18 protein-coding genes are annotated in these 21,624 nt (G+C 51.0%); 4 read left to right on the top strand and 14 right to left on the bottom strand.

Going from position 1 to position 21,624, the window contains the following annotated elements; genetic code table 11:
- Positions 1 to 124: 124 nt before the first annotated feature.
- The 14 genes from HOL66_06915 to HOL66_06850 all read right to left on the bottom strand — a co-directional run bounded on the left by HOL66_06915 (position 125) and on the right by HOL66_06850 (position 18,145).
- On the bottom strand, positions 125 to 1,444 hold the full coding sequence (locus HOL66_06915) for a 4Fe-4S dicluster domain-containing protein (protein ID MBT5243958.1): 1,320 nt from the start codon (positions 1,442 to 1,444) through the stop codon (positions 125 to 127).
- Between the two features lie 194 nt (positions 1,445 to 1,638).
- A complete protein-coding gene (locus HOL66_06910; protein MBT5243957.1) occupies positions 1,639 to 4,080 on the bottom strand; it encodes a GcvT family protein in 2,442 nt (813 codons plus the stop codon).
- 106 nt (positions 4,081 to 4,186) lie between these two features.
- The gene (locus HOL66_06905) at positions 4,187 to 5,191 is read right to left on the bottom strand and encodes an LLM class flavin-dependent oxidoreductase (GenBank protein ID MBT5243956.1); all 1,005 of its coding nucleotides are present in this window, start codon (positions 5,189 to 5,191) and stop codon (positions 4,187 to 4,189) included.
- 11 nt (positions 5,192 to 5,202) lie between these two features.
- Positions 5,203 to 6,120: a carbon-nitrogen hydrolase family protein gene (locus HOL66_06900; GenBank protein ID MBT5243955.1), complete on the bottom strand. Its 918-nt coding sequence runs from the start codon at positions 6,118 to 6,120 to the stop codon at positions 5,203 to 5,205.
- 134 nt (positions 6,121 to 6,254) lie between these two features.
- On the bottom strand, positions 6,255 to 7,130 hold the full coding sequence (locus tag HOL66_06895) for a MurR/RpiR family transcriptional regulator (protein MBT5243954.1): 876 nt from the start codon (positions 7,128 to 7,130) through the stop codon (positions 6,255 to 6,257).
- 155 nt (positions 7,131 to 7,285) lie between these two features.
- Positions 7,286 to 8,650, bottom strand: coding sequence for an amidohydrolase family protein (locus tag HOL66_06890; protein ID MBT5243953.1), 1,365 nt, complete (start codon positions 8,648 to 8,650; stop codon positions 7,286 to 7,288).
- A 96-nt stretch (positions 8,651 to 8,746) separates the two neighbouring features.
- Positions 8,747 to 9,820, bottom strand: a complete 1,074-nt coding sequence (locus HOL66_06885; GenBank protein MBT5243952.1) for an ATP-binding cassette domain-containing protein — start codon at positions 9,818 to 9,820, stop codon at positions 8,747 to 8,749.
- On the bottom strand, positions 9,777 to 10,805 hold the full coding sequence (locus HOL66_06880; GenBank protein ID MBT5243951.1) for an ABC transporter ATP-binding protein: 1,029 nt from the start codon (positions 10,803 to 10,805) through the stop codon (positions 9,777 to 9,779). The genes HOL66_06885 and HOL66_06880 overlap by 44 nt, the downstream gene beginning before the upstream one ends.
- Before the next feature lie 9 nt (positions 10,806 to 10,814).
- A complete protein-coding gene (locus HOL66_06875; GenBank protein ID MBT5243950.1) occupies positions 10,815 to 11,747 on the bottom strand; it encodes an ABC transporter permease in 933 nt (310 codons plus the stop codon).
- A gap of 8 nt (positions 11,748 to 11,755) precedes the next feature.
- Entirely contained in the window at positions 11,756 to 12,745 is a 990-nt protein-coding gene (locus HOL66_06870) for an ABC transporter permease (GenBank protein MBT5243949.1), read from the bottom strand.
- 106 nt (positions 12,746 to 12,851) lie between these two features.
- Positions 12,852 to 14,444, bottom strand: a complete 1,593-nt coding sequence (locus tag HOL66_06865) for an ABC transporter substrate-binding protein (protein MBT5243948.1) — start codon at positions 14,442 to 14,444, stop codon at positions 12,852 to 12,854.
- Between the two features lie 287 nt (positions 14,445 to 14,731).
- Positions 14,732 to 15,925 carry an aminotransferase class I/II-fold pyridoxal phosphate-dependent enzyme gene (locus HOL66_06860; protein MBT5243947.1) on the bottom strand — a complete coding sequence of 398 codons (1,194 nt, stop codon included), beginning with the start codon at positions 15,923 to 15,925 and terminating at the stop codon, positions 14,732 to 14,734.
- A 42-nt stretch (positions 15,926 to 15,967) separates the two neighbouring features.
- Positions 15,968 to 17,341, bottom strand: a complete 1,374-nt coding sequence (locus HOL66_06855; GenBank protein ID MBT5243946.1) for an MmgE/PrpD family protein — start codon at positions 17,339 to 17,341, stop codon at positions 15,968 to 15,970.
- 3 nt (positions 17,342 to 17,344) lie between these two features.
- Positions 17,345 to 18,145: an acyltransferase gene (locus HOL66_06850; protein MBT5243945.1), complete on the bottom strand. Its 801-nt coding sequence runs from the start codon at positions 18,143 to 18,145 to the stop codon at positions 17,345 to 17,347.
- Between the two features lie 261 nt (positions 18,146 to 18,406).
- Here HOL66_06850 and HOL66_06845 point away from each other — a divergent pair, with 261 nt between their 5' ends.
- The 4 genes from HOL66_06845 to HOL66_06830 form a co-directional block, all read left to right on the top strand.
- On the top strand, positions 18,407 to 19,780 hold the full coding sequence (locus HOL66_06845; GenBank protein ID MBT5243944.1) for a PLP-dependent aminotransferase family protein: 1,374 nt from the start codon (positions 18,407 to 18,409) through the stop codon (positions 19,778 to 19,780).
- Positions 19,781 to 20,096: 316 nt separating this feature from the next.
- Complete coding sequence (locus HOL66_06840; GenBank protein MBT5243943.1) at positions 20,097 to 20,483, top strand: VOC family protein; 387 nt, start codon at positions 20,097 to 20,099, stop codon at positions 20,481 to 20,483.
- A gap of 188 nt (positions 20,484 to 20,671) precedes the next feature.
- The gene (locus HOL66_06835; protein ID MBT5243942.1) at positions 20,672 to 21,004 is read left to right on the top strand and encodes a hypothetical protein; all 333 of its coding nucleotides are present in this window, start codon (positions 20,672 to 20,674) and stop codon (positions 21,002 to 21,004) included.
- A 342-nt stretch (positions 21,005 to 21,346) separates the two neighbouring features.
- Positions 21,347 to 21,624, top strand: a 278-nt coding sequence (locus HOL66_06830) for a DUF4102 domain-containing protein (GenBank protein MBT5243941.1), incomplete at its 3' end; no start/stop codon positions are given.

Below are 21,624 nucleotides of genomic sequence, written 5' to 3'. Positions count from 1 at the left end.
TCAGCAAAAAAGGGCGTGGAGGTTGGGGGTGTGAGGTTGCGGAAGTAGAGTTTACCGTACTCTGACTGCGCCTGCGCAGTTAGCTTGACACTGTTTGGTTGTCAATTTCATCCTTCAGATCAAGTTAAGTCACCCCCCCCGTTGGTTCGTCATCCTTGGGTGGCGCGCCAGGGCCGCTGGTATAGAATGTCTTTGGGTCAATATGTCCGAGCGCCTCTCGTTCAGCCAAGCTAGGCATTAGCGCAGGTTCAGGGCGGTTTTTTTTCTTGTTTGAGGACAGCTTTTTCAGAAGGAATTCACCATTTGGATCGTCCGCGAGAGGACGGGTTTCAATCCAACCGTCATCGATTGCCGCCTGAAATGCCTCGTGGCCTGCCTTGGTACGAACGAGAGTGTATGTCCAGGCATCAAGTCCAATACCCCCCGCGCAGATATCGGCATTCTCAACGCTGTAGTCGAGACAATAGAGGCAGGCGGGGCGCGCAAACGCACGATATTGTTTCAAGGACGCAGTGCGGACTTCTCCATCATCAAGGGTAATCACCACCTTGCCTTTAATATTGATATTCTTGATACGTTTAGGATCTACATCAAGCATCTCGCCAAGCTTATCAATACTTTCGTGCGTAAATGCCTCTGAGCAAAAAAGGCCGATCACCAGCGAAATATTATCGCGATACCATTTCTTCCCGCCGAGCCAAACCTTGGCGTTCTGTTGCATACGGACACCGCTCACCTGGCAAGGCACGCCAACAACGGCCACCGGTTTTACATTGTCTCTGACCGCTTCCTGAAGGGCCATCGTATTGGGGGAATAGGTGTAACGTGAACCAGCACAAGCCAGGACCGACTTCCGGTTTTTTGCCAAGGTATGGCGCCCGATTTGGATATTATCTTCGAGCACATCGCCAAGCACGGCGCCACCCAGGTCACCCTTTTCCAAGCCATGGATAAGGAGAGCTGAAACCATGCCTCCGTCCTGGCCTTTCTCAAGAAATTCGGGGTCGGTTGCCCGTGCATAAACTCCGTAAGCATAAGGGCCATAGCCGTCATTTTTGACCGGCTTAAGGAGACCCAGATCATTGGACAACCCGGAATCGGTTGGGCGCAAGACTGGGCAGACTTCGGCACAGAGGATGCAGTAAACACATTTGTCCGGTCGGGCATTTACCGGGCGCTCGTCGGCATAATCAAAAACGTCAGTCGGGCAAATGGTGACACAGGCTGCGCAACCAATGCATTTGTTAATATCGATGACCATTTCAGCGAGGAAGTCGACTGCCCGAAAACCACCACGATTAATTTCGGTGCGCCAGGCAAAAGCCCATTCGTGAGGGCTTGCCGCCTCTTTCAACAGACGTTTATAACGCGTAACGACTTTTTTTGTTCGCGCCGGACTAGGCACCTTCTTTTTGGCGGTGTTTTTTTGCAGCTTTGCGGGCATAAAAAGAGCTCCAGTTTGTTCGTGCAGCCGAAAGGCAATATCACTTTGGCAAGGAAAATATAATAGATGGGCAATTTTATTGAGTTACGGGTCGAATAATTTAAGATTTTGATGATGCTAAGGGAGCGGTGTTAGATTAAGTCGGAACAACTTCGCATCACGTCTTCAACTGTCGCAGGATAGATCCGATACCTTCAGCACCGAATATGTTCGCCTTTAGGGTCAAATAGTGGTTCTAGCGCGGCTTCCGCAGGGTAAGTCTTTGCGGCATATTCTATCTTGAAATTGCCCTCCCCGATGATTTGCCCCGGATTTTTTCCATTCAGCTGGATATATCCCATTGCCGCACAGGCCCCAAGAGTGTGGCTGTAGGCTGCAGATGTGACTTGTCCGATTACTTTATCATGTTGAAGGATTGGCTCATGACCAAGCAGGTGCAGGGAAGGGTCAACAACCTTGAAGTGAACCAACCGCTGGTTTAGGCCTTCTTGTTTTTGTTCTTCTATCGCCTGTCGACCCTTGAAAGCAATATCGGTTTTCAGTTTTACTGCGAAACCAAGACCGGCTTCCAATGGGGTTTCGTCGGGGGTAATGTCATGACCCCAGGACCGGTAACCTTTTTCTACCCTGAGAGACCCAAGCGCCAACATCCCGGCATTGCGTAACCCTAAGTCCTCGCCTGCGGCCATCAGTTCATCATATAGGCCAGCCGCCATCTCGACCGGAACATATAGTTCCCAACCCAGTTCGCCGACATAGGACAATCGTGCGGCCCGAACGGTGGCGTATCCCAAGCTGATTTCACGGCTGGTGAACATGGGGAAAGTATCATTTCCCATATCTGTGTCTGTCAGGCGCTGCAGCAAAGTTCGTGACTTGGGCCCCATGATACTGAGCACGGCCAATGACGATGTGATGTCGGTAAGGGTCACGAATTCACCATCCAGCAAGTTTTTCTCGATCCAGTTTTTATCTCTGACGGGTTGGCTTGACCCTGTGATCAGCATGTAGCGATCACCGGCCAAACGAAATGCCGTGAAATCACTTTCCATTCCACCACGATCATTGAGCATCGCCGTATAGACGACTTGACCCGGTTCTACTGCGACGTTATTGGCACACAAGCGCTGCAGGACGGCCTCGGCATCTGGCCCCTGTAACAGTAATTTTGCAAAAGATGATTGATCGAAGAGGGCAACGCCGTTCCGGGCGGCAAAACACTCTCGCCCAACTGCATCATGCCATCCTGGCTCACCATATTTCAGGGGTGGCGGCACGGGGTCGCCATCTTCGGCAAACCAATCGGCACGTTCCCAGCCCATGCGAAGACCGAATTGCGCCCCACTTTGGGCCAAGCGGTCGTGTAAGGCACTGCGGCGGACGCCCCTGGCCGATTCCAGTTCGCGGCCGGGATATCCAACAACATAATGCAGGCCCATCATTTCGGGCACCCGTTTACTCAACATACGCTCATTAGCGCTGAAGCGGGCGAAGCGGCGAATATCGACAGACCAAAGATCCATGGGCGCTTCATCGGCGACAACCCATTGCGCCAGGGCTTTTCCCATGCCGCCGCCTGCTGCAATACCAACCGAATTCATCCCGCAACCAACGAAGAAACCGCCTACTTCAGGCGCTTCGCCAATCAAAAAGTTTCCATCAGGCGTAAAACTTTCCGGGCCATTCAAAAGCATCCGTACTTCCGCCGTTTCCAACGCCGGAATGCGATGGAGCGCGTTAATCATCATCGGCTCGAAATGATCCCAATCTTCGTTCAAAAGATCGAAGGCAAAATCGTGGGGTAGTTTATCCAGGGCAATACCCTTGGCGTTGGGCTCGAAACAACCCGCCAACAGCCCGCCAACTTCGTCACGCATATACAGATAATTGTCGTGATCAGCCAATGTTGGCAAGTGCGCCCCCATACCCTTAATTGCTTTGGTAAGAAGGTAGAAATGTTCACATGCGTACAAGGGCACAGTGACACCGGCCATTTCCCCGATGCGCCGCCCCCATAACCCGGCGCAATTGACCACTTTTTCACATTTAATGTCGCCATGTTCGGTGCGCACAGCGGCAACCCGACCATTTTCAATATCGAATCCGGTGACTTCGCTGTCTTCAAAAACCCGGGCGCCGTTCGCTTTAGCACCCTTGATTAAGGCTACACATAAATCGGACGGGTTCACGCGCCCGTCGTCAGGGGAATAAATGGCGCCAACAACATCATCGGCATTCATCATCGGCCACATTTCAGCCGCTTCGCTTTGGTCAATGATGTGGGTTTCAACATTGAAAAGTTTGGCCAGTGAGGCTTGGCGTTTGATGAATGTAAAGCGATCTTCATTTGTGGCCAGCACTAGGCTGCCAGTTTTTATCCAACCAGTTGACTGACCTGTTTCCGCTTCCAACCCTGCATACAGTTCGGTCGAATATTTGATAAGTTCGGTCATGTTATTTGACGAGCGCAACTGACGCACCTGGGCGGCGGAATGCCAAGTCGTGCCGCAGGTCAATTGTTTGCGTTCCAACAGAACAACATCCTTCACACCCATTTTGGCAAGGTGATAAAGCACGCTGCAACCCATTACACCGCCACCAATGACAACGACGCTGGCGGCTTCAGGAAGGGACATGGACTTATCCATCGGTCAGGTTTCCACTACAAAGTAAGATAAATTTTTCAATCCGGCGATTTTTGTCAGGAATTTCCAATTCCGATTTTTTTCCCAAAACTTACATTTAGCGGATGTGCGGCAGAACTTCCTCGCCGAACAAACGGATTGCCTTCATGACGTGCTGTTGGGGTATCCCTGGAAAGTTCATACGCACGAGCAGGTGGTCGCAGCCCAGCTCGTCCCTGTGCGCCTGACAACCTTTGATGCAATCCTCTGGTGAGCCGATCACGAAGCGATCTTTCACTAATTCCTCCATGGATAAATCCTCGCCGGATTCACCCGGCACGTTCTTGCCCATCCCCCAGGAATAGTAGGCTTTGTATTTGTGAGCTAAATACGGGGCACCTTCCTCGAAGGCCTTCTCCCTAGTTTCAGCGACGTAAAGCTCGACACACTTGGTGAAACCCTTGTTCGGCTCAAGGCCCGCTTCCTTGCGCACCTGACGATAATAATCAGCCTGTTCCTTGATCGCGCTGATGGTCGTCATCGACGTTGCGATCCAGGCATCCCCCTTAAGGGCAGCCCGTTTGATACCGGGGTTGGCCGCAGCACCGATCCAAAGCGGAGGACGTGGTTTTTGAAGTGATTTGGGCCTGATCGAAAGTCCTTCAAAATTGATGAACTCACCCTCGAAGCAGGCATCGTCCTGTTCCCATAACAATTTCAGGGCATCGACCTGTTCACTGAACAGACGCCCACGGGTTTTCTTTACGACGCCGAAGTTTTCATATTCTTTTTCGCGGTAGCCCAAGGCGACCCCGACAATCAGGCGACCACCGGTTATGATATCCAGGGTCGCATATTGTTCGGCAATATCAACGATGTTATGCAGCGGCAAAACGAGGATGTTGGTGCCAACCTTCATATCACCGGTTTCGGCTGCCAGCCGCGCCAGCAAAGGTGTCGTCTGGAAAAACTGATCGGGATGGGTCAGATAATGCTGCGCCAACCATAAGGCATCGAATCCCGCATCACGAATTGCTCGTGTCTGTTCCAGATGATTTTCGAACTCCTGGCGCATATCGGCTTCACCGGGATGCTGAGTACCAAGGAAAACTCCTACGTCCATATCCTTATCCCTTAATAGACATTTCGTGAGACATCGCCCAAAGAGCCATAAAGTTCGGGTCTGCGATCCCTGAAGAACGTGTAGCGCTTGCCATGACGATAGACTTCCGAGATATCCAGCGTGGCGAAGAACGTCGCGGGCCCTTCCTTTTCTGGGCCATCAGCCAGTAAATCACCCATCGGACTGAAGACGACGCTCTTGCCATAGAACGGCCGGTCACCTTCTGTAACTTCAACGCCGCCTTTATTGGGTGCGACAACAAAAACACCATTCTGAACAGCGGCTGTTCTTAATTCGAAGCCCCAACTGTCGGCCCGGTATGCGCCCCATGCGGCGGTTGGCACGAAGACGATTTCTGCGCCATGCAATGCCAGCACACGCCAGGCTTCGGGGAATGAACGTTCATAACAAATAAGACAACCAATACGACCGTGATCCGTATCGAACACCGGAAGTCCCGGTCCGCCCTTAAAGTAGTATCGTTCATTCAATCCGGGTGAATAACTATACTGATTGGGAATATGGTTTTTGCGATAGCAACGAACCTGTCGACCATCAGGTAAAATACCGGGCACCAGTTCTCCACGTGGGTCAATGACCGCCAGGCTGTTGTAAAATTCACCCTTCACCGCACCGCGCTCATAAAATGTTAGCAGGATGTAGCAGCCAATTTCCTGCGCCGCTTTCTGGAAGGCCTTTACGCTTGGACCGTCAAGGGGTTCGGCAAGGTCGAACCACTTGGGATCATTATATCCACAGAAATATTGCGTCGTTGATAGCTCGGTCAGGATAATAAAGTCAGGCTTGCGATCCTTCGTCGCATCCTTGATCAGTTTTAGGTTATCCGCCACATTTTTTTCAGGTTCTTCATGAGCAGGGCCACATTGGATGACAAGGACATCGACTTCGCGTTTGGGTTCATCACTCACATACTTTCTCCTTAATCTGGGCTCGTTTTTTAAATGAAAGCGCGACGCCCGGTGCGGATGGAATATCCAGCATAATATGTTTTTTGTACGGTTTTAGTCAATAAAAGGTACAAATTTTCTTTTTATTGTGGCTCTTAATTATCCATTGTGTGATAGACACCGCTTTCGAGCCTACGCCGGTGAAACTCGTTTATCCGTTCTATGACGCTTTGATCGCTTTCGGCGATGATAAAGGCGATCAGGGTTTCCAGAAGTTCTGCCGAAGCCACGGCCGAAGGGAAAAACTGCGGGGTCTGGGTTGGGGCAACGAAAACGTAGTCCGCGGCCAAGGCCAAAGGCGAAGCCCGGCTGTCGGTAATAGACACGACAGTTACGCCAAGCTTACTTGCCAACTGAACGGCTTGAATGATTTCCTTTCGATAAGGGTCAAAGGATATCGCCATAAGCACGTCCCCCTTCCCCAGCTTAACGACTTCGTCTATCGGCAAGGTGCCATGGTTGGATACCAACTCAAGATTATCCAAGGCCATTTGGGCCACATACCAGAACCCGTGAGCAAGGGCGTAACAAGTCCCCAGACCAAGTATGCTGGTCCTGCGTGATTTAATTATGTGTTTGGCGACAACCCGCAGTTCGTCGGCGTTTGTGCCGGAAAAAAGTTGTTCAATGTTACTGAGTGTAGCGGCGGCCATCTGACTGAACAGCAGTCCGTGGCTTTTGGTTTTAGCCAACGATTGCAACCAGCGGGCCTGATCGGGAAAGCTCTTTATGCCGTTAGACACGTTCTCACGAAAAGGTTGACGGAATTCTTCAAAGCTTGAGAAGCCGAGTGACTGGACCATCCGAACCAGGGTATTGGGCTTAACCCCGGCCGCTGTTGCCAAGGAACGTATCGAATTGACAGCGACGCCATTTGGATTATCGAGAACGTACTGAGCAGCCCGTCGGACCTGCGGGCTCATATCAGTGATCTGCTCGACGATCAGGCTACGGATTTGCTCTACGGTCATACCACTCATTTCCCGCTCGTGAGATTTTCATAAACCTGAATGTGCAAACGAACTAATGTATTGTTCTTTTCACCCTTGCAAACAAATGTACCATATTCAACGGTTCAAAAACAATACAAGGGCTAGGAAGGCTCGCAAGTTAAATTCCTGCTCAGTTAACGACGCACAAATTCGCCGTCGCCGGGTTCGCCAAGCAATTCGCCATCGCGGACAATGATTTTGCCACGCAACACCGTCAGCACCGGCCAACCGGTTAGGGTATTACCTTCCTGAAGAGAGAAATCAGAGGCCGAACCCAGCATGGTGGGATCAACGACCTTCTCCAACGATAGATCAACAACAGCCAAATCGGCATCGGATCCAACTTGAATCGTGCCCTTACGAGGGGCCATGTTAAAGGTAAGGGCGCTGTTGTAAGAGGTAATCTGGGCAGCACGTTGCAAAGACATACCGCGTTTGTGTACGCCTTCTGTAAGCACGACCGGCAGCATCGTCGCCATACCCGGGAACCCAGCGGCCGCATCCCAGATACTGCCCGCCTTATCAGCCCGACAAACACAGCAATGATCTGTGCCAACTGTGGAAATTTCACCGTTGATTAAGCCTTCCCATATGCGATCCTGATCATCTTGTTTACGAACCGGGGGATTAATTTTGGCTAAATTCCCAATATCGGAATCTTCGGTCAACGTCAGGTAATGAGGGCATGTTTCTATGGTCAATCGATCATAACGTTCCCTATGAAGCACCGCTTCTTCAAGGCCGGCCTTGGCACCGATATGAACAAAGTACAGGTTACAGCCAGTGAGTTCGGCAAAGTAGGCGGCCCGCCGAACGTGTTCGGCCTCTGCGAAGGAAGGCCGGGCGGCATTCCAGGCAGCCAACCCGTCGAGCCCCTTCTCCTTCACCTGCCTTACTCGACGGCCAATGATTTCGGTATTCTCGCAGTGCACACAGGCCACGGCATGGGAATGACGAGCGATTTTTTCGAAGCCTTCGAACAAAATGCCGTCATCGCACTCGTTAATCATTCCAACCGTTTTGCCGTCAGCGCCCCGGTAAGCCATATAGAATTTGAAAGAAGAAACCCCCAGCTTGATATACTTCTCAAGCTCATCGACCTGATCTTCTGTCAATATGCCAAAATGCAAACCCATATCAATATGGGACTCGCGGTTGATGGTATCCACCAGTTCTGGAAAATCATCATAGGGCTTGGGCTCCGCGCTTTGATAATGGCGATGGAAACTCATGAACGTGGTGACGCCACCGATTGCTGCCGAACCGGACTCACTGCGCACATCATCGGCGAAGGATCGCTTGTAACCCATGTGGGTATGGGGGTCTATACAGCCGGGAAAGACATGTTTCCCCGTGGCATCAATTTCCTGATCTGCATCCGCCTCAGTTCCTGGCTCGATAAGGGCCGCAATCTTGCCGTCCAAAATCCCGACATCAGCACGAAAGACACCGTCAACCGGATCAACGACTTCTGCGTTTCGGACCAACAAATCAAGCATGATATTTCACTCCTAAATTCGGTTTTGACAAAAGCAAAAACTCAACGGACGTTACCTTGCAGGTCTGTACTATGACGATAGGCCCAATCATTAGTATCACGGCGTTGATCCTTCTTGAACGGCATGGCATGCAACCCAGGTGTCGCCAAATTGCTGTAGTTGTGGAGTGTCCATCTTGCATTGGGGTTCTACGAGTGGACAGCGCGTATGAAAGTGGCATCCTGACGGTGGATTTATCGGGCTGGGCACTTCGCCAATAATTTCCCGGTGTTCCTGTTTGCCACGTTGAAATGATGGCACGCTATCGAGAAGCATTTTGGTATAGGGATGGCGAGGGTGGGTAAATACTTCTCGCGGTTTTCCGATCTCGCATATCCGTCCAAGGTACATGACCCCTACCTTGTCGGACATAAAATCGACCACGGGCAGATCGTGAGAAATGAAAAGCACTGTGAGATTGTGGGAATCCTGCAAATCACGCATAAGGTTTAGAATTTGTGCCTGTACTGATACATCGAGTGCCGATGTCGGTTCGTCGCAAATCAGTAGTTCCGGTTGAGCTGCCAGCGCCCGAGCGATGGAAATCCGTTGCCGCTGACCACCTGAAAATTCATGGGGGTAGCGGTTTACATCTTCGGATGACAATCCGACTTGCTCAAGCAGTTCCACTACTCGCCGCTCAATAGCCTGTTTATCGGTGATTAATTTGCGGGCCTTTATCGGTTCCTCAACAATGCTACTAACGCGCCATCGTGGATTAAGCGACGAATAAGGGTCTTGGAAAATCATTTGCACATGGACGCGGTCTTCCCCTTTGTGTCCTTTGACATGATCCTGATGGACATCAAGGTCTTCAACCAAAACTGTTCCCGCGCTTGGTTCGTGCAGTCCGACAACTAAACGCGCAACTGTAGATTTACCGCACCCGGACTCGCCTACCAAACCGAATGTTTCACCCTTGCGTATATAAAAATCAATTCCGTCGACAGCTTTCAGGGTTTGGCGTTCCAGCCCCCCCAGCATTCGATAGAGCCACGGTGCAGAGGCATCAAAATGCCGTTTCAAATCGTTGACCTTAAGGAATGGCTGGGCCTCTGAGTTCATATCTTTTTCGCTTGCCGGTGCCTCACTCACGCTGAACGCCCTCCCCACTTGCCATTTTGTGATCATCCTTTGGGGCATAAAGCCAACAATGCACAAGAGTGGCATCGACGTTAAAGGCGGGCGGGTGCTGTTCCTTACACAAACCAAAAGCGTCAGGGCAACGCGCAGCAAAGGAACAACTGTTTGAATCAACCTGACCAAGGCGCGGCATATTTCCGCTAATTTGTTGCAACCTGTGCTGTTTCGCCCCCAACCGGGGTATGGAACCCATCAACCCTTTGGTATAGGGGTGCTGGGGGGCCTCAAGTGTTGCTTGCACGGGTCCGGATTCAGCCACCCGGCCAGCATACATCACGACCACTTTGTCTGCCATTTCAGCAATCACGCCCATGTCATGGGTGATCAGTATGACTGAAGTTTCATGTTCCGCGCTGATGCTTTTCAGAAGCCCTAAAATTTGAGATTGAACTGATACATCAAGTGCCGTTGTTGGTTCATCTGCAATGACCAGCTTCGGATTTGTGCAAAGCGCCAGGGCAATAACAATTCGCTGACGCATGCCACCGGAAAATTGGTGCGGGAAGCCGCGCATACGTTGACCCGGGTCCGAAATTCCAACCCGGGTCAGCAGGTCAATGCCACGTTGCCACGCTTCCTTTTTGCTAATATCCAGATGCGTAAGCATGGTTTCAACGATCTGATCACCAACCGTAAGCAAAGGATTGAGACTGGCCATTGGATCTTGAAAAATGGTCCCGATCTCGCGCCCGCGAATGCGACGCATCTGTTCGGCATCAAGATTTTCGATGGCTTTGCCATTAAACAGGATTTCCCCCGATTGAATATGTATCTGGTCTGGCAGCAAGCCTATTACAGCTGTACCGGTCATTGATTTACCGGCCCCTGACTCTCCGACTACGCCAACAATTTCGCCCGGCCCTACTGACAAAGAAACATTGTCGAGCACAGTTAATGTTCCCTTTCGAGTAGGCAACATGACCGTCAATTGTGATATCTCCAGGACGGGTACACTCGTTTCAGCTTTTGTCATGCCGCGTTCCTAGCGAAGGGTGGGATTAAGAGCATCACGCATCCAATCGCCCAGAAGATTAATTGAAAGCACCAGGGCCATAAGCACCATCCCCGGGAAAATCGTCATCCACCAATCTCCCGAAAACAAATAATCGTTACCGGTTCTGATCAAAGTCCCAAGCGAGGGTTCACTTGGCGGCAACCCAACACCCAGGAAGGACAACGTGGCCTCCATGATAATGGCGATGCCGAAACCCACTGTGGCGATCACCAGAACTGGTTCGGCAACATTCACCAGTATATGTCGCCACAAAATTTCAGGTGACGAGACATTCAGTATTTTAGCCGCCTGGACGTACTCTCGTTGTTTTTCGACCATTGTCAAACTGCGGACGGTCCGTGCGAAGTGCACCCAATTGGCCAGGCCGATGGAAAGGACGATCACGTAAAGTGCCAATTGGTCATGCATTTCGCGCGGCATAAAACCACGCGCCACGCCATCAATTAATAATGCGATGAGGATCGCCGGAAAACTAAGCTGCATATCCGCCAGGCGCATAATAATCGTATCCGTTTTACCACCAGCAAATCCGCTGATAAGCCCCAGGGTAACGCCAAGGACAACGGCAAATACCATCGACAAACCCCCGGCGATCAGTGAAATTCGCATACCGAAAATAATTAACGACAGGATATCGCGACCCTGAACATCCGTCCCCAGAAGATATTTCCCCGTGCCGCCTTCGATCCAATAAGGGGGGAGACGCGAATCCATCAGGTCAATTGAAGCGAGATCGAAAGGATCATGGGGTGCTACATACGGCGCGAATATCGCCGCCAGTACACATATCAGCGTTATTACAGCGGCGATAATAGCCCCCGGCGAATGCACAAAACTGTAAAACGAGTCACTTTGGGTTATGCGGTTAATGAGTGTCTGGTTGCCTGCGGGCTGTGTCATGGTCACACCTATTGCACCGGCTTTTTGTGCTCGGCTTCTGAACGAAGCCGCGGGTCAACGACAAAGTACAAAAGGTCGCAAATAAGATTGATAACCACGAAGAAGACCGAAACCAACATAAGGTATGCCGCCATGACGGGCACGTCGGCAAATTGCACCGCAGTAATGAAAAGCAGGCCCATACCGGGCCACTGAAACACCGTTTCGGTGATAATTGCGAAGGCGATAATCGAGCTCAACTGCAACCCGGTGACGGTAATAATGGGAACCAATGTGTTCTTCAGGGCGTGGCGGAAATGAACAACATTATTTCGAAGGCCACGAGCACGTGCGAACTTGATGTAATCGGTGCGCAACACCTGCATCATCTGCGAGCGTACCAGACGCATGATTAAGGTCATCTGGAACAGGGCCAGCGTGATGGAGGGCAGGATCAGGGCCTTCAAGCCATCAACCGTCAGCAATCCTGTTGTCCACCAGCCCAGTTCGACAACCGTGCCGCGGCCGAAAGACGGCAGCCAGTGGAAGATGACCGAAAAGACAACGATTAACAGGATGCCGACAAAGAACGGCGGAAGGGAAACGCCGACCAGTGACAGGGTCATGGAGAGGCGGCTTGAAAGCCGGCGCGGATAGACCCCCGCCAGCACCCCCAGGAAGATTCCCATGCCAACGGCAAGGATGCTCGACAGGATGCTGAGCTCCAGGGTGGCTGGCAAACGCTCAATAAAGAGATCCCCAACCGGTCGCCCCAGGCGATAGGAAATTCCCAATTCGCCGCTGGCAACATTGGCCATGTAACGTGTGAATTGAATCAGGATCGGATCATTTAATCCCAGGCTTTCACGTAACACCTCGCGTTCTTCGATCGTCGTGTCTTGCCCGACCATATTGTTGACCGGATCACCAACAAAACGAAACAGCGAAAATGCAATAAGTCCAACAGCCAGAATAACGAGTATCGAATGGAATAGACGCTGGATGATGTACGCGATCATTGAACAGCCTTTTGTGATCGATATTCGGCAAAAACAATGTTGGCTTACGGGATGCGGGGGTCCCGGACCATTACGACCCGGAACCCCCGTATCGCCAGGGAGGTAATTATTTCACATTTACCCAACGAAGTTCAAACCGGTTATCAGCGCGCTGTTTTACGCTGACATTGCTACGCACGCCCCAAGACAGGGCCTGCTGGTGCAAGGGTATGTAGGCGAAGTCACTTTTTGCCAGCCCCAAGGCCTTGGTGATCATGCCGCGGCGTTTATCCAGATCCACAGACACCGCAATTTTCTTTTGCAAGGCGTCAAGTTCGGGGTTGGAGTAGTTGCCCATGTTCCACTTGCCCTGGCCGGTGTCTTCCCGCGTGCCAAGCAAATCAAACAGGATATTATGGGCATCGTAGGTCGGCGGAACCCAACCCAGCATGTAGAAGCTGGTGTCACGACCCAGAATTTTACCAAAATACTTGGTTTTGGTAATCGCCGCGACGTTAACCTTGATTCCGGCCTTGGCCATCATACTGGCAGCTGCCACGCAAATTTCCTCGTCGTTTACGTAGCGATCATTCGGGCAATCAAGGGTCACCTCAAAACCATTGGGATAACCGGCGTCAGCCAGAAGCGCCTTGGCCTTGGCAATATCACTGGGCGCACGTTTCGCCAGTTCGTCGGAATAGCCATCGACACCAGGAGCAATCAAAGTACCCGTTGGCTTGGCGCCGCCCGACATGATTTTTGCTGCAATGGCATCTTCATTGATTGCCAGGAAAGCCGCTTCACGAACCCTGCGGTCCTTGAAAGGATTAGCATCCTTGACACTACCATACAGCATTGAATCCCTGTGTTGGTCGAAGCCCAGGAAAATGATACGAAGTTCTGCTCCGCGCATCATGGTGGTTCCTGAGTCCCCGTCCACACGATTTACGTCTTGCAAAGGAACAGGAAAGACCATATCGACTTCCCCGGATAGAAGGGCCGCAACACGCGTTGCATCTGCTTTGATCGGCGTAAAAGTAGCCGTATCAACATTGTGAGTTATTTTATCCCACCACTTCTTATTGGCCTTGAAGACGGTCTTCACATCCGGTTGGCGGCTTTCAACCATAAACGGGCCGGTTCCATTTGCGTTGCGGGTGGCGTAATTCTCGACACCCTTGCGAACATCGGCTGGAACTTCGGCGCCATTTTTTTCACTCCATTCCTTGTCCATGACGAACCAGTCAGACAATTCATTGAGCAGAGTCGGGCTTGGGCCGTCCGTCGTAACTTCAATGGCCAGATCGCTAATTTTCTTCATTGATTTGATCGAGCGAATTTTGGCTTTAACGTCAGAACCTTCACTTTTTGCCCGATTGTATGAGAAAATAACATCATCGGCATTGAAGGCATTCCCGTTGTGGAAAGTCACTCCCTTGCGCAAATTGAAAATCCAGTGCGTCTCGTCAACGATTTTCCAACTAGCAGCCAAAGCAGGCTCGATATCCAGATTCGCGCTTCTGCGAATTAGCGGCTCATAAAAGTTACTCTGAAAACCAAGTGTGTAAATTTCGCTGAGACCATACGGATCGAGTGTTTGCGCATCGCCTCCAAAAGACCATTTAAAATCAGCCGCGGTTGCACTGCTGACAGCACCGATTGTGATGCCCGCTGTTATCAGAAGTGCTTTGCTAAAGCGTCTGGTAGCAGCGCTCGTCATTAATTTTTCTAACATATATCTGCCTCCCTTTTGTTGTCCAAAACTGTACACGGGTCGGAATGCGTCGTCGTTTGTGGTCCTTTGTCAGGATGCGACGCCAAGGTGCTTTAAGCACTCTTTTCGGCTTTTATATCCCGTGCCTGCATATAAAAGCTTACAAATTGTCCTCATGTAACGTCAATGATTATATGCTGATTTAGCAATAATTAATAATACAATTACTGACATTTACTCCATATTGTCCTACTTAATGATGTTCCGGCAATCCCGTTTGCATGATTTGCCACTTAACCGTGCTGCTGTTTAATCGCGTCGGCGGCCTCTAACACACGGTCATTTTCTTCGCCAAGACCAATGCTTATGCGAACGTAGCGTGGTGAAAAATCGCCCCTAATCAGGGCTTTCCCCATCTTGAACACATTTTCTGAGAAGGCCTCGGCAGAAAGCCCGGAAGGTTGCACATCAACCATGATGTAATTGCCTTGCTGCCCAGGCGCGACAGGAAGCCCCATTTTATTAAATGCATCTGTTATGCGTTGTCGCTCATGGCTAACCACCCGAAGGGTCTCTTGCAAATGAGCCTTGTCATTCAGGGCCGCTACACCGGCGGCCTGGGCCACGGCACCTGTTGGCCATTTTGCATTTGCAAGGGCCAGACAACCAGCGACTTCGGGCGAAGCAACAGCGTATCCCAAACGCATGTTCGCAAGCCCAAACGCTTTCGACATCGTTCGAGTAAACATGACGTTATGATAAGTGTCTGGATCTTTATGCAGCAGTTCAACAGCAGACTGACCAGGTATATCCGAGAACTCGATATAAGCTTCGTCGGAAACCACCAAGGCACCAACTTCAGCGGCCATACGGGCGGCTGTCGCAAAATCGTCAATCGGGATTAACGTGCTGGTCGGATTGTTCGGACGTGTCAGAAAGATAAGCTGCGTATCCGGGGTTATTGCCCGTTCCAGTTCATCAAGATCGAGCAGAAAATCGCTTTCCCGAAGTCCGATCTTCTTAGGTATACGACCATGGATGATTGATATTTCCGGATACACAGTGAACCCCGGATCAAGTGATATAATCTCGCCGCCAGCAACAGTGAAGGCATCGACTATGGCATGCATCAAGGTCGAGCTCCCTCCGCCAACAACGACTTGATCGGCGCTCACATCAAGATATTCGCCCAGCGCTTTGCGAAGCTCGCTGGCCAAGGGATCGGGATATTCGTGCAACATTCCCGTCATGGATTCCACGGCAGCGACTGCCTGGAGAGACGGCCCCAATGGGTTTTCATTGGAGGATAACTTGGCGATCCGATCCGGTGTGGTATTGGCTTGCGCTGCAGCCTCTTTACGGGTCATACCCGGCATATAGGGATCAACCTCGGCGTAAAGACGATTACCCCTATCGAGATATGCCTGAGTGGCTGAACCATCAGCGTTTGACACTGCTACATTACCCTTAACTTGATTAGTGCTCATCACTTTCTCCTGTAGTTTTTCATTTCTAAAATTAACTGCGGGCTATCCACGACGTCGCAACAAATCAGCCAAATCAGCCAGGCTTGATGCTTCATCCATCTCATCAACAAGCTTGATCAATGGGTCGCTACGCTCGCTAAATCCTGTTTCTTCAAAAAGTACCCGAACCTTATTTTCAACTTCCCGGCGCATAAGATCCGGATCGTCAGAATATTGCGGGGCTTCCGGGTCGCCACTGGGGCACTCGCTTAGGCCGCTATAGCCCCCGCCCCCGTAAACGACAATCTCTGTCATGTACTTGTCCGGATAAGCTGCTGTGAAATTGTTATCTTCGATAACCTCGACCTTGGCGGCCAGTTCAAGAATATCTTCCCTGCCTATTGCCTCTTCGCTGAAATCGGCCAGCCCGACGCTGCCTTTGCCAAGTGACAGTGCAACTAGGTACGGCACGTTGAATTGTGCATCGACAGGGTTCAAGGGCCGGGGCCGATAGGACAGAATATCTGTTCGATACAAACGGACGCTTACTTTTTCAATGTGCTGGATATCCAAACTTTCCTGGCGCGCCGCTATTGCCAGATCAATGGCGCCGTGTGCAAAACGGCAACATGGATATGGCTTCACCGCAGTACCCAAGGCATGGTAAATGCGGCCAAGATCGCGCGTTAAAGCCTCGGAATCGAGTTTTTCGCCATGGCTAAAAGCCCGGAAATGCCCGTCCTTCCCTTCGAAAATTGTCGTCGGGCCGGTAAATCCTTGCTGGGCGAGTCGGGCAGCAATCAAACCCGACTGCGCGGTGCGCCCTGGATGTAATCTTTTGATCCACGAACCGTCTTCACGCCATTCGCTAAGCCCGGCCGCCTGGGTACCGGCAATGCCCAGGGCGTTTGTGTGGCCTTCATAATCTAGGCCAAAAACTACGCCCGCCGCCGCCGCCGCACCAAAAACTCCGCAAATCGAAGTCGGGTGCAAACCATACTCGAACATGCTACCACGATACACTTCCCCGACCCGGCAACTGACTTCGTAACCGGCCAGAATGGCCTGCAGGTAAAGCTCACCCCCTGCACCAACTGTTTCGGCAGCAGCAAAGGCTGCGGGGATAACAACAGCGCCCGGATGCAATACGGCCAAACGATGATCGTCGTCTAGCTCCAGAGCGTGAGCCATAGCCCCATTAACCAGTGCGGCTTCGCCTTCCGACAGCCGACCGCCGCCGCCAAACACACTGGCTGGTCCATTTTCACCGGGAGGGAACGCCTTCAAAATACGTTGACTTGAATCTGCCGTCGCACCCGCCAAAATCACCGCCAAGGTATCTAGGGCATAGATTTTCATCCGTTCCATAGCCAAGGGGGGCGGCGCGGTTATTGCCGGACCGACACAGAATTCTGCCAAAGTTTCTGCGTAAGTCATTTCCTAGGGCTCCACTATCCGGCCATAGGCTTCGGGACGGCGGTCTCTGTAAAACGGCCAAATCTTTCGCACTTCTTCAAGCCTCGCCATGTCAAGGTCGGCGACAAGCACCTCCTCCTCGCCTTCGGCTGCCTGGGCCACAACTTCGCCAATCGGATCAATGAACACGCTGCGCCCGTAGTAGGTGCTCTCTAATTCCGTACCAACCCGGTTAACACCCGCAACAAAAATGCCGTTAGCAATGGCATGCCCCCGCAATTCCGGCTCCCAAACGCTCTTCGAGAAACCCCGCATGGTCGTGGCGGTAGGCACAAATACGACCTCAGCCCCATTCAGGCCAAGGATGCGCGCGCATTCCGGAAAATGCCTGTCGTAGCAGATCATGATTCCTATTTTCCCCTTCGAGGTTGGAAAAACTGGGAACCCCTTGTTGCCGGGCTTAAAATAGAATTTTTCGTTAAAATGTGAGCTCATGGGAATGTGGTGCTTGCGGTAAACACCCAGCATTTCACCATTCTCATCGACCACGACAACCGAATTATACAATTCACCATGCATGGCCCGTTCATAAAATGGCACGATCAAAATCATGCCAAGCGCTTTTGCCACTTTACGCATTCTAGTCACCGAGGGCCCATCCAAAGGCTCTGCCCAGTCTTGATCTTTGGGTTCAATTTTTTGCGGGAAGAACCATGTGGAGAAACATTCCTGAAGACAGGCGACTTCGGCACCCCGAACGGCAGCGTCATTCAACATTGTCTCGGTTCGGTCAAGATTTTCATCTCGATCCATAGAAGCCGACATTTGAATTAAGGCTGTCCTCAACGTTCTCTCCCCCTTGCATTTAGAAAGCTAACCTGAATATGACAATTAAGCTATTATATTTATAATTGTCTGTCAATAAAACCAGATTGTATGCATATATTGTATTGTTTTATTTGAATGCACTGAATATGATCCGTGTGTGCCTAGTACAAATTTACATTATCCACTAAGACAATTTACCAACATGCTGTAAACAATCTAACTGTGAACAGTAGATGACCGAATAGGTGGATTAAACGAATGAAATGGGTTCCCGAACTTCAACATCGCAAGCCGCCGTTATATCAGGCCATTGCTGAGGCGATATCTGATGATATCACGTCCCAGCGCCTGCGACCCGGAATGCTGATGCCAACCCATCGCTGGCTTGCCGAGCAACTGGGCGTTCACGTTGGGACGGTTACCAGGGCCTATGCCGAAGCCAAACGGCGCGGACATCTCGTTGGCGAAGTGGGCCGGGGCACGTACGTCCATACCGAGCTTTCCGGTCATAATGATAGCGCCTCCGATACTGACATCATTCATCTTAGCGTCAACCAACCGGCTATTGATTTTGAGAACAATGCGTTCAACGAAGCGCTGGCGGAACTTTCAGGCCGGCACCGCTTGATGAACCTGCTTGATTATCAACGGGCACCTGGGCGCGAACATCATCGCATTGCCGGGGCCAAATGGGCGGCGCGAACCGGTGTCAATGTTGATCCGTCATGCATCACTGTGACTAATGGAGCCCAGCAAGCCCTTATGGCGACAATGTTGGTACTTGCCCAACCCGATAGTCTTGTTGTCACCGAGTCCCTTAATTATCCAGGCATTCGTCGCCTTGCTGATCTGTTGCACATCCGGCTTCATGGGCTTGAGATGGATGAGCACGGGGTAATCCCAAATGGGCTTCGCGATATCTGCCTGAAAGAACCCGTAGCCGCCATCATCGTGACACCAACAATACATAACCCGACGGCGAGCGTCCTTCCGGCCCAAAGACGAAAAGCCCTCGCCGATATCGCTGCGGAATTCAAGGTGCCCATCGTCGAAGATGATAGCTACGGCCACCTTATCGAAGATGGGCCACCACCGATCCACACCTATGCACAATACGATTGCTATTATATTTGCGGCACCTCGAAGAGTCTGGCCCCCGGCCTGCGGGTTGGGTACCTAACTGCACCAGTTCATATGGTCGATTACATTATTAATGCGGTACGCACAACTACCTGGACCACAGCCTCATTAATGGCAGAGATCGCTTCTATGTGGATTGAGGACGGCACTGCAGACCGCTTCGTAAACTGGCATCGGGTGGAAACCGCAGCACGCCAGAAAATCGCCCAAGATATCTTATGCGAATATACTCTGTCTTCACATCCAGCCAGTTATCATCTTTGGTTAAATTTGCCCAGCAGATGGCGGGTTGCCGATTTTGTTCTTACTGCAAAAGCCCGCGGCGTTGATGTGACACCCAGCAGCGCTTTCTCGATCGACCCAAATCAACTGCCCAACGCCGTTCGAATTAGCCTGGGAGCCCCTACATCAAGAGAGGTAATGCAAACAGGATTGGAAATTGTCGTCAAAGTTCTACAAAGCCGACCGCTTGCCCAAATGGTCGTGGTGTAATGAGACGGTTGGGCGAATAAACGCCCGTTAATCGTCGAGCTGAACGCCATGGCGACAACATTGGCGGCAAATAACAGGGCGTATTGCTGCAGTGAGACGCTGTAAATGTCCACCTAGCCGTGGTGATGTACGTCAGGTGCAAAAGAATCTGAACAAGGCCGTCTCCTCTTTCATCCCTGGCATTCTGAATGGCGCCGTTTTATGTCCGCTTTGAGGCGCATATTGGCATCGGGTGATCGTCGATTTTCATGTTGCGCCACTAATTGCTCAATAATTATACTACAGCAATTGACAGCGTCCGTACTGGGGGGAAATTTTGGACATTCCATTTGATCAACAAGTGACGTTTCTCTATGTGAGAGATTTGCGAATCAGCTCGGCATTTTACAACGAAACCCTAGGCCTGCCCCTGATTCTTGATAAGGGGAAGTGCCGCATCTTTCAAATCAGCAAGGATGGCTTTATTGGCGTTTGCCAGTGCAACGATGAACGCCCCCCTGCTTCTGAAGGCTTTATCGTCACCATGGTTACTGAAGATGTTGACGGCTGGTACGAACGACTACGGGAAAAGGGTGTTCAGTTCAATAACCCACCGATGGAAAACACTGAATTTAACATCTATCATTTTTTTCTTAGCGATCCCGACGGCAACCAAATCGAAATTCAACAGTTCCACGACTCAGCTTGGCCCAAGCCCGTTTGACGATTTCTCATGAATTATGGTTCTTGCGATTGGAAAATAACCGTGAATTGTTGGAAAGACCGTTATTTGGAGGTAAGCGGAAATCATTTTGGGGTGCCGTTTACTTCTGCTTATGACCCAACAGCGAACTGCAGACCTTGCTGGCAGACGAAGCTGCCCGTCCTCAGGCCATGGATCTCATTAGGTCCATGATTGATCACATCGAGATTCATGTGGGTACAGAACGCGGCAATCCTGAAGTCATATTGGTCGGTGCATTAGCGCAAATCCTAGCATTCACCCAACAGAACAAAACCGCCGCCTCCAACGAAAGCGACGGTAGGGCCTTGATGGTTGCGGGGGTAGGGTTTGTCAAAAAGCAGCTTCGGGTTGTTTTTGATCCTTCGGACCGCAGCTTGCGCTGCGTCTGTCGGACGCCTCCCGCGTCCTCTCGAACCTGTGGGTTCATTCACCGATCCCACGAAATCAAAAAACAAAAGGCCCCCGAATGGGAGCCTTTGATTTTTTGGTTGCGGGGGTAGGATTTGAACCTACGACCTTCAGGTTATGAGTTGATCCCCAGCCATTGCTTTTATGCTACTTTCAGACACTCAACCCCCCTCACCTTTTCGCTAACCTTTTGATATCTGGCCGCAATCCGAATCCAGAAAGCAAATCCTGTCACTCTTGATTTCGCCAGCTTTCGCAGGAACATTCGCTTCATTTAGTGCATTTTTAGTGCACGGTATTTATCGCCATACGCAGCAATTCTCGTTAGCCATTTTGTTTACGCATCACTACACCAACACATTGATATTACTTGATAATATGCAGATTCCACGCAACCCTACGCGCACTGTAATTCTAGCCCGTGTAGGTCGTCCATGCCCAAATTAACAAAAACCGTCATCGAAAAAGCCACCGCAAAAGATAAGCCCTATTTTCTCTTCGATGACCAGTTGGCAGGATTTTGCGCTCGCATCACACCCGGTGGCAAAAAGACCTACTACGTCCAATACATGGTCAACAAAAAGATCAAACGGGTCGCCATCGGCGCACACAGCATTTTCACGACCGAGCGAGCCCGCAATCAAGCCACCATCATGCTTGGTGAAATCAAGGCTGGCGCAGATCCCCAAAAAGAGAAGTCAATCAAACGCCA

Source organism: Rhodospirillaceae bacterium, assembly GCA_018662005.1.
GTDB lineage: Bacteria > Pseudomonadota > Alphaproteobacteria > Rhodospirillales > JABHCV01 > JACNJU01.
The sequence above is the reverse complement of the archived record's forward strand: the minus strand, read 5'-3'. Positions and strand labels throughout refer to the sequence as shown.

Excerpts from the sequence above, each read along its gene's own strand:
- HOL66_06915 (MBT5243958.1), bottom strand. The coding sequence starts at position 1,444 with ATGCCCGCAAAGCTGCAAAAAAACACCGCCAAAAAGAAGGTGCCTAGT.
- HOL66_06910 (MBT5243957.1), bottom strand. The coding sequence starts at position 4,080 with ATGTCCCTTCCTGAAGCCGCCAGCGTCGTTGTCATTGGTGGCGGTGTA.
- HOL66_06905 (MBT5243956.1), bottom strand. The coding sequence starts at position 5,191 with ATGGACGTAGGAGTTTTCCTTGGTACTCAGCATCCCGGTGAAGCCGAT.
- HOL66_06895 (MBT5243954.1), bottom strand. The coding sequence starts at position 7,130 with ATGACCGTAGAGCAAATCCGTAGCCTGATCGTCGAGCAGATCACTGAT.
- HOL66_06890 (MBT5243953.1), bottom strand. The coding sequence starts at position 8,650 with ATGCTTGATTTGTTGGTCCGAAACGCAGAAGTCGTTGATCCGGTTGAC.
- HOL66_06885 (MBT5243952.1), bottom strand. The coding sequence starts at position 9,820 with ATGATCACAAAATGGCAAGTGGGGAGGGCGTTCAGCGTGAGTGAGGCA.
- HOL66_06880 (MBT5243951.1), bottom strand. The coding sequence starts at position 10,805 with ATGACAAAAGCTGAAACGAGTGTACCCGTCCTGGAGATATCACAATTG.
- HOL66_06875 (MBT5243950.1), bottom strand. The coding sequence starts at position 11,747 with ATGACACAGCCCGCAGGCAACCAGACACTCATTAACCGCATAACCCAA.
- HOL66_06870 (MBT5243949.1), bottom strand. The coding sequence starts at position 12,745 with ATGATCGCGTACATCATCCAGCGTCTATTCCATTCGATACTCGTTATT.
- HOL66_06865 (MBT5243948.1), bottom strand. The coding sequence starts at position 14,444 with ATGACGAGCGCTGCTACCAGACGCTTTAGCAAAGCACTTCTGATAACA.
- HOL66_06860 (MBT5243947.1), bottom strand. The coding sequence starts at position 15,925 with ATGAGCACTAATCAAGTTAAGGGTAATGTAGCAGTGTCAAACGCTGAT.
- HOL66_06855 (MBT5243946.1), bottom strand. The coding sequence starts at position 17,341 with ATGACTTACGCAGAAACTTTGGCAGAATTCTGTGTCGGTCCGGCAATA.
- HOL66_06850 (MBT5243945.1), bottom strand. The coding sequence starts at position 18,145 with ATGTCGGCTTCTATGGATCGAGATGAAAATCTTGACCGAACCGAGACA.
- HOL66_06845 (MBT5243944.1), top strand. The coding sequence starts at position 18,407 with ATGAAATGGGTTCCCGAACTTCAACATCGCAAGCCGCCGTTATATCAG.
- HOL66_06835 (MBT5243942.1), top strand. The coding sequence starts at position 20,672 with ATGATTGATCACATCGAGATTCATGTGGGTACAGAACGCGGCAATCCT.